This is a genomic window from Pseudomonas sp. SJZ103 (assembly GCF_007828335.1).
Classification (GTDB): Bacteria; Pseudomonadota; Gammaproteobacteria; order Pseudomonadales; family Pseudomonadaceae; genus Aquipseudomonas.
The window spans coordinates 39,587-54,347 of sequence record NZ_VIUN01000006.1 but is presented as its reverse complement, the minus strand read 5'-3'; the positions used below and the strand labels follow the sequence as shown (position 1 = coordinate 54,347).

Genomic DNA, 14,761 nt, shown 5'->3' with positions numbered 1-14,761 from the left:
CATAACACTTGCTCTTGCCTTCCCGTAGATCTATGAATCCCCGAATAGTGACGGATTATTGGCATGGCGAAGAGCGACGACGCAGCAAAAGCACCCGCACCCGCAGGCAAAGGCAAACTCAAGCTTATCCTGATGATTGTCGTGGGCCTGCTCCTGGCCATCGGCGCCTCGGTGGGCGGCACCTGGTACATCATGCACAGCAGTGCAAGCAAACCGGCACCTGCCGCCGAAACTGCCAGTAACGTCAAGCAACCGGCAATCTTCGAGCCGATGCTTCCGGCCTTTGTCGCCAACTTCAACCAGAACGGTCGCCAACGCTACCTGCAAGTGAGCATCACCTTGCTGGCGCGGAATGCGGCGGACCTGGAGGCGCTCAAGGAGCACATGCCAGTGATCCGCAACAACCTGGTGATGCTGTTCTCCGGGCAGAGTTTCGACGCCCTGGCCACCCCGGTGGGCCAGGAAATGCTGCGCCAGAAGGTCACTGCCAGCGTGCAGGAAGTGGCCCAGAAGGAGCTCGGCAAAGTCGTGATCGAGCAGGCGCTCTTCACTAATTTCGTATTGCAGTAGGATCACCACATGGCCGTGCAGGACCTGCTGTCCCAGGATGAAATCGACGCGCTGTTGCATGGCGTCGACGACGGTCTGGTACAGACTGAAATAGCTGCCGAGCCCGGCAGCGTCAAAAGTTATGACCTGACCAGCCAGGATCGCATCGTCCGTGGACGCATGCCGACCCTGGAGATGATCAATGAGCGCTTCGCCCGTTACACCCGGATCAGCATGTTCAACATGCTGCGCCGCTCGGCGGACGTGGCGGTGGGCGGCGTGCAGGTGATGAAGTTCGGCGAGTACGTGCATTCGCTGTACGTGCCTACCAGCCTCAACCTGGTCAAGATCAAGCCGCTGCGCGGTACCGCGCTGTTCATCCTCGACGCCAAGCTGGTGTTCAAGCTGGTGGACAACTTCTTCGGCGGTGACGGCCGCCACGCCAAGATCGAAGGCCGTGAATTCACCCCCACCGAGTTGCGCGTTGTGCGCATGGTGCTGGAACAGGCCTTCATTGACTTGAAGGAAGCCTGGCAGGCGATCATGGAAGTCAGTTTCGAGTACATCAACTCGGAAGTGAACCCGGCCATGGCCAACATCGTCGGCCCCAGCGAAGCCATTGTGGTGTCCACCTTCCACATCGAACTCGATGGCGGTGGCGGCGACCTGCACGTGACCATGCCGTACTCGATGATCGAGCCGGTGCGCGAAATGCTCGACGCCGGCTTCCAGTCCGACCTGGACGACCAGGACGAACGCTGGGTCAAGGCCCTGCGCGAAGACCTGCTGGACGTCGACGTGCCCCTGAGCGCCACCGTCGCCCGTCGCCAATTGCGTCTGCGGGATATTTTGCATATGCAGCCGGGGGACATCATCCCCGTCGAATTGCCGGACGAAATGATCATGCGCGCCAACGGCGTGCCGTCGTTCAAGGTCAAGCTCGGTTCCCATAAGGGCAACCTTGCGCTGCAGGTGGTGGAGTCGATCACCCGTCGCTGAGCCACCGCTGTTGATGTATCCCTATTTATGAATGTTTGCTCCGCCGAGGACATGTAATGGCTACCGAACACGAAAACACTTCCGCCGAAGACCAGGCCCTGGCTGACGAATGGGCTGCGGCCCTGGAAGAAACCGGCGATGTTGGCCAGGACGATATCGACGCACTGCTGGCCGCGGATGCCGCCACAGCACCAGCGGGTAATCGCCTGCCCATGGAAGAATTCGGCAGCGTGCCGAAGAACAACGACCCGGTGACCCTCGATGGGCCGAACCTGGACGTGATCCTCGACATCCCGGTGTCGATCTCCATGGAAGTGGGCAGCACCGACATCAACATCCGCAACCTGCTGCAACTCAACCAGGGCTCGGTGATCGAGCTGGATCGCCTGGCCGGTGAGCCGCTGGACGTGCTGGTCAACGGCACCCTGATCGCCCATGGTGAAGTGGTGGTGGTCAACGAAAAGTTCGGCATCCGCCTGACCGACGTGATCAGCCCAAGCGAACGCATCAAGAAGTTGCGCTGATATGAAACGGCTGATGGTGGGACTGTTAGCCGCGCTGCCATTGGCGGCGTGGGCGGCGGAGCCGGTGGCCCAAGCTGCCGCTGCGCCCGTCGGCGGCAGTGTCGGCGGGCAACTGACGCAGCTGGTGCTGGGCCTGTTGCTGGTGGTCGGCTTGATCTTCGTGTTGGCCTGGTTGATGCGTCGCGTGCAGAGCATCGGTCCGGGCAATGCCCAGGTCATCGAAATGATCGGCTCGCGCGCCCTCGGCCCGCGTGACCGGTTGGTGCTGGTGCAAGTGGGCGAGGAGCAGATACTGCTGGGCATTACCCCCGGCCGAATCACGCCGCTGCACGTGCTCAAGACTCCGGTGCAAACCACCCAATCCCAGCCCGCCACGCCAGAATTCGCCCAGCGCCTGATGGAGTTGCTGGGCAAGGATCAGAAGGATAAGAAGTAATGCGCGTTTTATTGACGCTCATGCTGTTGCTGGCTGCGCCGTTGGCGTTTGCCGCCGACCCGTTGTCGATCCCGGCGATTACGCTGGGTACCAACGCGGCGGGGGCCCAGGAGTATTCGGTCAGCCTGCAGATCCTGCTGATCATGACAGCGCTGAGCTTTATCCCGGCGTTTGTCATGCTGATGACCAGCTTCACGCGGATCATCATCGTGTTCTCGATCCTGCGTCAGGCCCTGGGCCTGCAGCAGACGCCGTCGAACCAGATCCTCACCGGCATGGCGTTGTTCTTGACGATGTTCATCATGGCGCCGGTGTTCGACAAGGTGAACCAGCAAGCCCTGCAACCGTACCTGGCCGAGACCATCACGGCCCAGGTCGCGATCGACAGGGCGCAAGGCCCGATCAAGGACTTCATGCTCTCGCAGACTCGCTCCAGCGACCTTGAGCTGTTCATGCGCCTGTCCAAGCGCACCGACATCGCGACCCCGGACCAGGCGCCGCTGACCATCCTGGTGCCGGCGTTCGTCACCTCTGAACTGAAGACGGCGTTCCAGATCGGCTTCATGATCTTTATCCCGTTCCTGATCATCGACCTGGTGGTGGCGAGCGTGCTGATGGCCATGGGTATGATGATGCTGTCGCCGCTGATTATTTCGTTGCCGTTCAAGATCATGCTGTTTGTGCTGGTGGACGGTTGGGCGTTGATTATCGGCACTTTGGCCGGCAGTTTCGGAGGGGTGTGATTTGTTAGGTGAAGCAGCATGACCCCAGAAGTCGCCGTTGACCTGTTCCGTGAAGCGCTATGGCTGACCACCGTGATGGTTGCCGTGCTGGTGGTGCCGAGCCTGTTGGTGGGCTTGCTGGTGGCGATGTTCCAGGCCGCGACCCAGATCAACGAACAGACCTTGAGCTTCCTGCCGCGCCTGCTGGTGATGCTGATCACACTGATTGTCGCTGGCCCGTGGCTGGTGCAAACCTTCATGGAATACATCCTGCAGCTGTACGGCAGTATTCCGCAGTTGATCGGCTGACCGCATGCAATCGCTGCTGGCATTGACCGACACCCAGATCAGCACTTGGGTGGCCTCGTTCATCCTCCCGTTGTTCCGAGTGACGGCGGTACTGATGAGCATGCCGGTGTTCGGTACCACCCTGGTGCCGCGCCGCATCCGCCTGTATTTCGCGGTGGCGATTACCGTGGTGCTCGTGCCCGGCCTGCCGCCGATGCCCCCGGTCAACGCGCTCGACCTCAGCGCCCTGATGCTGATTGCCGAGCAGATCCTGATCGGCTCGCTGCTGGGCTTTTCGCTGCAACTGTTTTTCCAGGCGTTCGTGATCGCCGGGCAAATCATCTCGATCCAGATGGGCATGGGCTTCGCGTCCATGGTCGACCCCACCAATGGCGTGTCGGCGGCAGTGATCGGGCAATTCCTGACCATGCTGGTGACCTTGTTGTTCCTGGCCATGAACGGCCACTTGGTGGTGTTCGAGGTGCTGACCGAAAGCTTCACCACCTTGCCGGTGGGGTCGGGACTGGTGGTCAATCACTTCTGGGAGTTGGTGGGGCGCCTCAGTTGGGTGCTTGGTGCCTCGCTGTTGCTGGTGCTGCCGGCGATCACGGCCTTGCTGGTGGTCAACATCGCGTTTGGCGTCATGACGCGTGCAGCGCCACAGCTGAACATCTTCTCCATTGGTTTCCCCCTGACCCTGGTGCTGGGCATGGGAATTTTCTGGGTCGGCCTGGCCGACATTCTCAATCAGTATCAACCGCTGGCGACCGACGCCTTGCAGTTCTTACGTGATCTGGCACGGGCGCGCTGAGCCATGGCCGAGAGCGAGAGTGGTCAGGACAAAACAGAAGACCCCACGGAGAAACGTAAAAAGGACTCCAGGGAAAAGGGCGAGATTGCCCGTTCCAAGGAGCTCAACACCGTTGCGACCATGATGGCAGGGGCCGGTGCCTTGCTGATCTACGGCGGCGGCCTGGCGCTGGACCTGATGGAGCTGATGAAGCACAACTTCACCTTGCCGCGCGATGTGCTGCTTAACCCCGGCTCCATGGGCCAATACCTGCTGCACTCGGGCAAGATCGCGATATTGGCGGTGCAGCCCATCTTGATCACCTTGCTGCTGGCTGCGCTGATCGGCCCGGTCGCCCTCGGTGGCTGGTTGTTCGCCGCCGGCAGCATGGCGCCCAAGTTCAGCCGCATGAACCCTGCGGCCGGTCTCAAGCGCATGTTTTCCGCCAAGGCACTGGTGGAGCTGCTCAAGGCCCTGGCCAAGTTCATCCTGATTCTGTTCGTGGCACTGATGGTGTTGTCGGCCGACATCGACGAACTGCAGCGCATCGCCCATGAACCCCTGGAGTCGGCGATTATCCACAGCGTGCAGGTGGTGGGCTGGAGTGCGCTGTGGATGGCCGCCGGGCTGATCATCATCGCGGCGGTGGACGCGCCGATCCAGTTGTGGGAAAGCCACAAGAAACTGCTGATGACCAAACAGGAAGTACGCGACGAGCACAAGGACCAGGAAGGTCGCCCCGAGGTCAAGCAACGCATCCGCCAACTGCAGCGGGAAATGTCCCAGCGCAAGATGATGGCTTCGGTGCCCGACGCCGATGTGGTCATCACCAACCCGACCCACTACGCCGTGGCTCTCAAGTACGACCCGGAGAAGGGCGGCGCACCGATGCTGCTGGCCAAGGGCAGCGACTTTACCGCGTTGAAAATCCGCGAAATTGCCGTGGCCCACGACATCCTGCTGTTGGAATCACCGGAACTGGCGCGATCAATCTTCTACTCCACCGACCTCGACCAGGAAATCCCCGCAGGGTTGTACCTGGCCGTGGCCCAGGTGTTGGCATATGTCTATCAGATCCGCCAATACCGCGCGGGCAAAGGCAAGCGCCCGGATCCGCTCAAGGACCTGCCGATTCCGCCGGAATTACGTCGCGATTCCTGATCTCTTACCACTCGTCACTAACGGCCGTCTACCTGTCAACTTTGACAGTAGTCAATCTTATTTCCAGCGCGTTTGATAAGGCTCAGGTCTTAAAAACAAGCAGGGTGGAGAAGGTTAATGGCAACCGGCATCGTAAAGTGGTTCAACGTAGATAAGGGGTTTGGTTTCATCAAGCCGGACGACGGCTCTGAAGATGTATTTGTGCATTACTCGGGGATCGTTTCCAGCGGTTTCAAAAGCCTGGATGAAAACCAAAAGGTCGAATACGTGCTTGCCAATGGTCCCAAGGGACTGCAGGCAACTGAAGTTAAGGCTGTGAACTAGCCGTGGACGTTAGTTTCGCTGTCGGCAATGAATGTACACCGATCCAACTGTGGGAGGGGGCAAGCCTCCTCCCACAATTGGATTGTTTACATCCGATAGAACTCGGGCGCCTGTAGCGATCCACCTCCTCAAAAGCAAAGTTGGAAGGCTTCTTGCAATACCGCCTCCAGGACGCCTCCCGGCGTCAAAAGTTTGCTTCAAGGAAACGAGGAATACCGGTGGTGGATCGCTCTCAAATGCTCGGCACGGCCCGTACGACCCTGACTGACCTCTCGCGGGGCAATCTGGGTGTGCCGTTGTTGTTGCTGGTGATGCTGGCAATGATGATGTTGCCGATACCGCCATTCCTGCTGGACGTGTTCTTCACCTTCAACATTGCGCTGTCGGTCGTGGTGCTGCTGGTGTGCGTGTACGCCCTGCGGCCGCTGGACTTTGCGGTATTCCCGACGATCCTGTTGGTGGCGACCCTGCTGCGGTTGGCGCTCAACGTGGCGTCCACCCGCGTGGTGATGCTCAACGGCCAGGACGGTCACGCCGCCGCCGGTAAGGTGATCCAGGCCTTCGGTGAGGTGGTGATCGGCGGTAACTACGTGGTCGGTGTCGTGGTGTTCGCGATCCTCATGATCATCAACTTCGTGGTGGTGACCAAGGGTGCCGGCCGTATTTCCGAGGTGAGCGCGCGCTTTACCCTCGACGCCATGCCCGGCAAACAGATGGCCATCGATGCCGACCTCAACGCCGGCTTGATCGACCAGAACCAGGCCAAGACCCGACGCCTGGAAGTGGCCCAGGAAGCCGAGTTCTACGGCTCCATGGACGGTGCCAGCAAATTTGTGCGCGGTGACGCCATTGCCGGCCTGCTGATCCTGTTCATCAACCTGATCGGTGGTATTGCGGTCGGGATCTTCCAGCACGGCATGACTTTCGGCGATGCGGGCAAGGTATACGCCTTGCTGACCATCGGTGACGGTTTAGTGGCGCAATTGCCATCACTGTTGTTATCTACAGCTGCCGCCATCATGGTGACCCGTGCTTCGGGCTCCGAAGACATGGGCAAGCAGATCAGCCGGCAGATGTTTGCCTCGCCCAAGGCCCTGGCCGTAGCGGCGGGCATCATGGCGATCATGGGCATCGTGCCGGGCATGCCCCACTTCTCATTCCTGAGCATGGCGGCCCTGGCCGGCGGCGCTGCCTACCTGTTCTGGAAAAAGCAGAATGCGGTCAAGGTCCAGGCCCTGCAAGAAGTTGCGCGCCAGCAGGAACTGCTGCCATCGCCAGCCCGCGCCCAGGAAACCAAGGAGTTGGGCTGGGACGACGTGACCCCGATCGACATGATCGGCCTGGAAGTCGGCTACCGCCTGATTCCGTTGGTGGACCGCAATCAGGGCGGCCAATTGCTCGCGCGGATCAAGGGCGTGCGCAAGAAGCTGTCCCAGGACCTGGGTTTCCTGATGCCTACCGTGCATATCCGCGACAACCTCGACCTGGCCCCGAGTGCCTACCGCCTGACCCTGATGGGCGTGATCCTGGCCGAAGCCGAGATCTACCCGGACCGCGAGCTGGCGATCAACCCCGGCCAGGTGTTCGGCAGCCTCAACGGCATTACCGCCAAAGATCCGGCTTTTGGCCTGGAGGCGGTGTGGATCGAAATCAGCCAGCGCAGCCAGGCGCAGTCCCTGGGCTACACCGTGGTGGACGCCAGTACCGTGGTCGCCACTCACCTCAACCAGATCCTCTACAAGCACTCCCACGAGCTGATCGGCCACGAAGAAGTCCAGCAATTGATGGGCTTGCTCGGCAAGGCCTCGCCAAAACTGGCGGAAGAACTGGTGCCGGGCGTGCTGTCGTTGTCGCAACTGCTCAAGGTGCTGCAGGCGCTGCTGGCCGAACAGGTGCCGGTACGCGACATCCGCAGCATTGCCGAGGCTATCGCCAACAATGCCGCCAAGAGTCAAGATACTGCCGCGTTGGTGGCGGCGGTGCGTGTCGGATTGTCCCGCGCAATCGTGCAAAGCATTGTAGGGCTTGACTCCGAGCTGCCTGTGATCACCTTGGAACCAAGGTTGGAACAGATATTGCTCAATAGTATTCAGAAGGCAGGACAAGGCCAGGAAGAGGGCGTTCTGCTGGAACCAAGCATGGCTGAGAAACTGCAGCGTTCGTTGATCGACGCCGCACAGCGCCAGGAAATGCAGGGCCAACCGGTGATTCTGCTGGTGGCGGGTCCGGTCCGGGCGATGTTGTCGCGGTTTGGACGTCTGGCAGTACCGAATTTGCACGTCTTGGCTTATCAGGAAATTCCTGACAACAAGCAAGTGACTATCGTCGCGACAGTAGGGCCCAACGGCTGAGGGTAGTGGGTTATGCAAGTTAAGCGTTTTTTCGCCGCCGATATGCGTCAGGCCATGAAACTGGTCCGCGATGAGCTGGGCGCCGATGCCGCGATTATCGGTAACCGTCGTATTGCCGGCGGTGTCGAGCTGACGGCTGCCCTGGACTACACCCCCTCGGCATTGGCGCCGCGTGTGCCGAACATGGAGCTTGAAGACGAGCTGCGCAAGACCGCTTCGCGCATCGTCTCGGCCCAGGCTGAACTGAGCATGCGTGGCGACAGCGATGCCACCACCAATCGCCAGTTGTTTGCCGGCCTGCCGCTGACCGCCGCCGAGCCGCTGGTTGAGCCAACGTTCATCGAACCGCCGCGTCCTGCTGCGCCAGCCCCGGCCGCCGCAGTCGACCAGCGTGTCTTCGACTCGATGCGTTTTGAACTCAACGGCCTGCGCGAACTGCTGGAAGTGCAATTGGGTTCGCTGGCCTGGACCCAACTGCAAGGCAGCAAACCGCAACAGGCCAACCTGTGGCGCCGCCTGCAACGCATCGGCCTGTCCGGCCCGTTGTCCCGCGACCTGCTGGCCCTGACCACCGAAATCGAAGAGCCGCGCCAGGCCTGGCGCATGTTGCTGGCCCACCTGGCGCGGATGATCAGCACCCCGGAAATCGAACCCCTGGAAGAGGGCGGCGTGATTGCCATGGTCGGCCCTGCCGGCATGGGCAAGACCACCACCCTGGCCAAGCTGGCGGCGCGTTATGTGCTCAAGTACGGCGCGAATAACATCGCGCTGGTGAGCATGGACAGCTACCGCATCGGCGCCCAGGAACAGCTCAAGACCCTGGGCCGCATCCTCAATGTGCCGGTCACCCACGTCGACCCGGGCCAGTCCCTGGCCAACGCGCTCGATCCGCTGCTGCGCAAGCGTGTGGTGCTGATCGATACCGCCGGCCTGCAAGCCAGTGATCCGGCGTTGCGCATGCAACTGGAAAGCCTGGCCGGGCGTGGCATCAAATCGAAAAATTACCTGGTGCTTGCAACCACCAGCCAGAAACAGGTTCTTACCGCTGCGTACCATAGCTACAAGCGTTGCGGTCTGGCCGGTTGCATCCTGACTAAACTGGATGAAACCGCCAGCCTGGGGGAAGTGTTGAGCCTGGCTATCAGCCATGAACTACCGGTTGCCTATCTGACCGACGGGCCGCGGATCCCGGATGACTTGCATCTGCCGCGCCGTCATCAGTTGGTCAGCCGCGCCGTCAGCGTGCAAATGCAAGAAGAGCCTAGCGAGGAAGCGATGGCCGATATGTTCGCCGACCTTTACCACAACCCGGCAAAACGGGTGGGTTGAGGCGCGATGAACACCGTGAAATGTACCTACATCGATGGTCTGCAAGCGATTCACGCGGCCAAGCCATGTAGCCTGCGTCTAAGCAAGACAAGGTAAAGAAATAAAATGGGCAGCATGCATCCCGTACAGGTGATCGCGGTGACCGGCGGCAAAGGTGGCGTCGGAAAAACTAACGTGTCAGTGAATTTGTCCCTGGCCCTGGCAGAGCTTGGCCGTCGCGTCATGCTGCTGGATGCTGACCTGGGGCTGGCGAACGTCGACGTTCTACTGGGACTGACGCCTAAACACACCCTTGCCGATGTGATCGAGGGGCGCTGTGAGCTGCGCGATGTGCTGCTCCAGGGCCCTGGCGGGATCCGCATCGTGCCGGCTGCCTCCGGCACCCAGAGCATGGTGCACCTGAGCCCGGCGCAGCATGCCGGCCTGATCCAGGCCTTCAGTGACATCGGCGACAACCTCGACGTGCTGGTGATCGACACCGCCGCCGGGATCGGCGAGTCCGTGGTCAGCTTCGTGCGCGCGGCGCAGGAAGTCCTGCTGGTGGTCTGCGATGAACCCACCTCGATCACCGACGCCTACGCCCTGATCAAACTGCTTAACCGTGACTACGGCATGAACCGCTTCCGCGTCCTGGCTAACATGGCCCAGAGCCCGCAGGAAGGTCGCAACCTGTTCGCCAAGTTGACCAAGGTCACGGATCGCTTTCTCGATGTCGCCTTACAATACGTCGGTGCAGTTCCCTACGACGAGTGTGTGCGCAAGGCTGTGCAAAAGCAGCGTGCAGTCTACGAAGCGTTCCCTCGTTCCAAATGCGCATTGGCGTTCAAGGCTATTGCCCAGAAGGTCGATACCTGGCCGTTGCCTGCCAACCCTCGGGGGCATCTGGAGTTTTTCGTCGAGCGATTGGTGCATCAGACGAGCGCAGGACCGGTGCTATGACAGCGAACGGCTATAACGCATACAAGAAGTCTGCCCGTGACAGCCAGGGCGAGTTGATCGAGCGCTATGCGCCACTGGTCAAGCGGATTGCCTATCACCTGCTGGCACGCCTGCCCGCCAGCGTCCAGGTCGAAGACCTGATCCAGGCGGGCATGATCGGCCTGCTCGAAGTGTCGACCAAGTACGACGCGAGCAAGGGTGCGAGTTTCGAGACGTATGCGGGTATCCGCATCCGTGGCGCGATGCTCGACGAAGTGCGCAAAGGTGATTGGGCACCGCGTTCGGTGCACCGCAATACACGCATGGTCAGTGACGCAATTCGTGCAATTGAAGCAAAAACCGGTCGCGACGCTAAAGATCACGAAGTTGCGGCCGAACTCCAATTGAGTCTCGACGATTATTACGGGATTTTGAACGATACCTTGGGCAGCCGCCTGTTCAGTTTCGACGACCTGTTGCAGGACGGCGAACACGAAGGGCTGCATGAGGACGGCGCGAGCACGCATATGGAGCCGTCGCGTGACCTGGAAGATGAGCGTTTCCAGGGGGCGTTGGCGGACGCCATTGCCAACTTGCCGGAGCGTGAGCGGTTGGTGTTGGCGCTGTACTACGACGAAGAGCTGAACCTCAAGGAAATCGGTGAGGTCCTGGGGGTCAGCGAATCGCGTGTCAGCCAGTTGCACAGCCAGTGCGCGGCCCGCTTGCGGGGGCGTTTGGGAGAGTGGCGAGCGCGCTGACAGGCAGTGTGGGGAGCACTGCAAAGCGATACCGCGAAGGTGATTGGCCTTCGCGGGTTCGACCCGTGGTGCCCCTGGCAGTCCTTGTTGTGTATGCCTGTTGATTGAAATGGCGCGTCCAGGTGCTGGGCGCGTTTAAGACTGCTTGGAGGTCGAATTGGACAAGAACATGAAAATCCTCATCGTTGATGACTTCTCAACGATGCGGCGGATCATAAAAAACCTGTTGCGTGACCTGGGGTTCACAAACACGGTCGAGGCGGATGATGGCCTTACGGCGATTCCGATCCTCAACAGCGGGAGCATCGACTTTCTGGTAACGGACTGGAACATGCCGGGCATGACCGGTATCGACTTGTTGCGCCACGTGCGTGCCGACGAAAAATTGCGCAGCCTTCCCGTGTTGATGGTGACCGCCGAAGCCAAGCGTGAACAGATCATCGAAGCCGCCCAGGCCGGGGTCAACGGTTACGTGGTCAAACCATTCACTGCACAGGCCTTGAAAGAGAAGATCGAAAAGATCTTCGAACGCATCCACGGCTGATGCCATCGCGGGGGAGCTATGGAGCATAAAGAAACGTCACAGGGCGACTTTGAGTCGACCCTGAAAAAGCATGCTCACCAGTTGGTCGACAGCCTTGAAAAAGGCCATTTCGGCGACGCGGTGCAGTTAATCCATGAGCTTAACCAGACCCGTGACCGCGGCCTGTACCAGGAAGTGGGCAAGCTCACACGCGAGCTGCACAGTGCAATCGTCAATTTCCAGATTGACCCGCACATGCCCCAGGCCGAAGAGATTTCGCAGATCACCGACGCCACCGAACGCCTGTCCTATGTGGTCAGGCTGACTGAGGCGGCGGCCAACCGCACCATGGACCTGGTGGAAAACGCCACGCCCCTGGTCAACGGCATGGCCACGGAAGCCCAGGCGCTCAGCGTTGACTGGGGCCGCTTCATGCGCCGTGAAGTCGGTGCAGAAGAGTTTCGTGAGCTGGCCCGTCGGGTCGAAGGGTTCCTGTCACGCAGCGAGCAGGAAAACCGCACGGTTTCCAGCAACCTCAATGACATTCTGCTGGCCCAGGATTACCAGGACCTGACCGGTCAGGTGATCAAGCGTGTGACCCAGTTGGTCACCGAAGTGGAAAGCAACCTGCTCAAATTGGTACTCATGGCCGGCCAGGTAGACCGTTTTGCCGGCATCGAACATGACCGCGAAGCGATCCTTTCTGAAAAAGATCCACAAAAACATCTCGCCAAGGGTGAAGGTCCGCAGATTCATGCCGATAAACGTGAAGACGTTGTGTCAGGTCAGGATGACGTAGATGACCTGTTATCCAGTTTAGGCTTCTAAGGAGCACCCACATGAGCTTCGGCGCCGATGAAGAGATCCTTCAGGATTTCCTTGTAGAGGCCGGCGAAATTTTAGAGCAACTGTCCGAACAACTGGTCGAGCTGGAAAGCCGCCCGGATGATGCGAACCTGCTCAATGCAATTTTTCGCGGTTTTCATACTGTAAAAGGGGGCGCCGGCTTCCTCCAGCTCCATGAGCTGGTGGAGTGCTGCCACATCGCCGAGAACGTGTTCGACATCCTGCGCAAGGGTGAGCGTCACGTTGATTCGGAGTTGATGGACGTGATTCTCGAAGCACTGGATGCGGTCAACGGCATGTTCAGCGAAGTGCGCGAACGTGCCCCGATCACCGCAGCCACTCCGGAACTGCTGGCCGCCCTGGCGCGTTATGCCGAGCCGGCCGATACCTCGGCAGCGCCGGTGGTCGAAGCCGCGCCGGAACCGGTGGTGGAGCCTGAAGCGGATGTGACGGACAGCGAGTTCGAGCAACTGCTCAACTCCCTCAGTGCCGTCAAGGCCGAGGCCGAAGCGCCAGCTGCCGTTGCCCCGGCTGCCGCGCCGAGCAGCGAAGACATTACCGACGCTGAGTTCGAGTCTTTGCTCGACCAATTGCACGGCAAGGGCCAGTTCGCTGCCGACGCCGTGGCGCCTGCCGGTGCCGCCGCCGATGCTGCGGATGTGCCTGCCGCTTCTGCCAGCACCGACATCACTGACGATGAATTCGAAGCGTTGCTCGACCAGTTGCATGGCAAGGGCACCTTCGCGGCCGACGCCTTGCCTGCCGTCGCCGCTACAGCCGCTACAGCCGCAACACCGGCTGCTGGTGCCAAGCCTGCGGACGATGGGTTGATCTCCGATCACGAATTCGAAGCGTTGCTGGACGATTTGCACGGCAAGGGCAAGTTCACCGAAGTCGCCCCAGCCGCCGCTGCCGCCCCAGCCGCTGCCGCCCCAGCCGCTGCTGCGGCCACGGCGGCACCGGTTGCCGCCAAAGCCGCCGCGCCCGCCGCCAAGCCTGCGCCTGCGCCGGCTGCTGCCCCGGCTCCAGCGCGTGCCGCAGCGGCCCCGGTCGCGGAAAAACCGGCCAGTGAAGCCGAAACCACCGTACGGGTCGATACCGCGCGTCTGGACGACATCATGAACATGGTCGGCGAGCTGGTACTGGTGCGTAACCGCCTGGTGCGCCTGGGCCTGAGCAGTGGCGATGAAGCCATGCAGAAGGCCGTGTCGAACCTCGACGTGGTCACCGCCGACCTGCAAACCGCGGTGATGAAAACGCGGATGCAACCGATCAAGAAAGTCTTCGGCCGCTTCCCGCGCCTGGTTCGCGACCTCGCGCGCCAACTGAAGAAAGAGATCAACCTGGAACTGGTGGGTGAAGAAACCGACCTCGACAAAAACCTTGTCGAGGCCCTGGCCGACCCGCTGGTCCACTTGGTGCGCAACGCTGTCGACCACGGTGTCGAAACCCCGGAAGAACGCGAAGCCTCGGGCAAGTCCCGTGGCGGCAAGGTGATCCTGGCGGCAGAGCAGGAAGGCGACCACATCCTGCTGTCGATCACCGATGACGGCAAGGGCATGGACCCGACGATTCTGCGCAATATTGCCGTCAAGCGTGGCGTGATGGACAAGGACGCCGCCGACCGCCTGACTGACACCGAGTGCTACAACCTGATCTTCGCCCCTGGCTTCTCGACCAAGACCGAGATTTCCGACGTGTCGGGCCGTGGCGTGGGCATGGACGTGGTGAAGACCAAGATCAGCCAGCTCAACGGCTCGATCAACATCTACTCGACCAAGGGCCAGGGCTCCAAGATCGTCATCAAGGTGCCGTTGACCTTGGCGATCATGCCGACCCTGATGGTGATGCTGGGCAACCAGGCATTCGCCTTCCCGCTGGTCAACGTCAACGAGATCTTCCACCTCGATCTGTCGCGCACCAACGTGGTCGACGGCCAGGAAGTGGTGATCGTACGGGACAAGGCGTTGCCCCTGTTCTACCTCAAGCGCTGGCTGGTTGCTTCGGCTGCCCATGAAGAGCAGCGCGAAGGCCATGTGGTGATTCTCTCCGTGGGCACCCAGCGTATCGGCTTTGTCGTCGATCAACTGGTTGGCCAGGAAGAAGTGGTCATCAAGCCTTTGGGCAAAATGCTGCAGGGAACCCCGGGCATGTCGGGTGCGACCATCACCGGTGACGGCCGGATCGCGCTGATTCTCGATGTTCCGAGCATGCTCAAGCGTTACGCCGCTCGGCGTATTTGA

16 protein-coding genes are annotated in these 14,761 nt (G+C 60.6%); all 16 read left to right on the top strand.

What is annotated here, in order from left to right; all coding sequences use genetic code 11:
* Positions 1–63: 63 nt before the first annotated feature.
* The 16 genes from fliL (at position 64) to FBY10_RS15095 (ending at position 14,761) form a co-directional block, all read left to right on the top strand.
* Positions 64–570, top strand: a complete 507-nt coding sequence (gene fliL / locus FBY10_RS15170) for a flagellar basal body-associated protein FliL (protein ID WP_131698567.1) — start codon at positions 64–66, stop codon at positions 568–570.
* A gap of 9 nt (positions 571–579) precedes the next feature.
* Positions 580–1,548: a flagellar motor switch protein FliM gene (fliM, locus tag FBY10_RS15165; RefSeq protein WP_131698566.1), complete on the top strand. Its 969-nt coding sequence runs from the start codon at positions 580–582 to the stop codon at positions 1,546–1,548.
* A 56-nt stretch (positions 1,549–1,604) separates the two neighbouring features.
* Positions 1,605–2,072 (top strand): flagellar motor switch protein FliN, encoded by a 468-nt coding sequence (fliN, locus tag FBY10_RS15160; RefSeq protein ID WP_027603860.1) that lies wholly within the window; start codon positions 1,605–1,607, stop codon positions 2,070–2,072.
* A gap of 1 nt (position 2,073) precedes the next feature.
* Positions 2,074–2,508 (top strand): flagellar biosynthetic protein FliO, encoded by a 435-nt coding sequence (gene fliO / locus FBY10_RS15155; RefSeq protein WP_131698565.1) that lies wholly within the window; start codon positions 2,074–2,076, stop codon positions 2,506–2,508.
* Entirely contained in the window at positions 2,508–3,251 is a 744-nt protein-coding gene (fliP, locus tag FBY10_RS15150) for a flagellar type III secretion system pore protein FliP (protein ID WP_053133261.1), read from the top strand. Before fliO ends, fliP begins: the two co-directional genes overlap by 1 nt.
* Positions 3,252–3,269: 18 nt before the next feature.
* Entirely contained in the window at positions 3,270–3,539 is a 270-nt protein-coding gene (gene fliQ, locus FBY10_RS15145) for a flagellar biosynthesis protein FliQ (RefSeq protein WP_027603863.1), read from the top strand.
* Between the two features lie 4 nt (positions 3,540–3,543).
* Positions 3,544–4,329: a flagellar biosynthetic protein FliR gene (gene fliR, locus FBY10_RS15140; RefSeq protein WP_027603864.1), complete on the top strand. Its 786-nt coding sequence runs from the start codon at positions 3,544–3,546 to the stop codon at positions 4,327–4,329.
* Positions 4,330–4,332: 3 nt separating this feature from the next.
* Complete coding sequence (flhB, locus tag FBY10_RS15135) at positions 4,333–5,469, top strand: flagellar biosynthesis protein FlhB (RefSeq protein WP_145336970.1); 1,137 nt, start codon at positions 4,333–4,335, stop codon at positions 5,467–5,469.
* 117 nt (positions 5,470–5,586) lie between these two features.
* Positions 5,587–5,793, top strand: a complete 207-nt coding sequence (locus tag FBY10_RS15130; protein WP_131698563.1) for a cold-shock protein — start codon at positions 5,587–5,589, stop codon at positions 5,791–5,793.
* 236 nt (positions 5,794–6,029) lie between these two features.
* The gene (flhA, locus tag FBY10_RS15125) at positions 6,030–8,144 is read left to right on the top strand and encodes a flagellar biosynthesis protein FlhA (protein WP_205885876.1); all 2,115 of its coding nucleotides are present in this window, start codon (positions 6,030–6,032) and stop codon (positions 8,142–8,144) included.
* Between the two features lie 12 nt (positions 8,145–8,156).
* Positions 8,157–9,473 (top strand): flagellar biosynthesis protein FlhF, encoded by a 1,317-nt coding sequence (flhF, locus tag FBY10_RS15120; protein ID WP_131698561.1) that lies wholly within the window; start codon positions 8,157–8,159, stop codon positions 9,471–9,473.
* Between the two features lie 105 nt (positions 9,474–9,578).
* Complete coding sequence (fleN, locus tag FBY10_RS15115; RefSeq protein ID WP_003192912.1) at positions 9,579–10,412, top strand: flagellar synthesis regulator FleN; 834 nt, start codon at positions 9,579–9,581, stop codon at positions 10,410–10,412.
* Positions 10,409–11,149 carry an RNA polymerase sigma factor FliA gene (gene fliA, locus FBY10_RS15110; protein WP_065924972.1) on the top strand — a complete coding sequence of 247 codons (741 nt, stop codon included), beginning with the start codon at positions 10,409–10,411 and terminating at the stop codon, positions 11,147–11,149. The genes fleN and fliA overlap by 4 nt, the downstream gene beginning before the upstream one ends.
* A gap of 169 nt (positions 11,150–11,318) precedes the next feature.
* Positions 11,319–11,693, top strand: coding sequence for a chemotaxis response regulator CheY (locus FBY10_RS15105; RefSeq protein ID WP_160385018.1), 375 nt, complete (start codon positions 11,319–11,321; stop codon positions 11,691–11,693).
* Between the two features lie 18 nt (positions 11,694–11,711).
* Positions 11,712–12,500: a protein phosphatase CheZ gene (locus FBY10_RS15100; RefSeq protein WP_090399987.1), complete on the top strand. Its 789-nt coding sequence runs from the start codon at positions 11,712–11,714 to the stop codon at positions 12,498–12,500.
* An 11-nt stretch (positions 12,501–12,511) separates the two neighbouring features.
* The gene (locus FBY10_RS15095) at positions 12,512–14,761 is read left to right on the top strand and encodes a chemotaxis protein CheA (RefSeq protein WP_145336968.1); all 2,250 of its coding nucleotides are present in this window, start codon (positions 12,512–12,514) and stop codon (positions 14,759–14,761) included.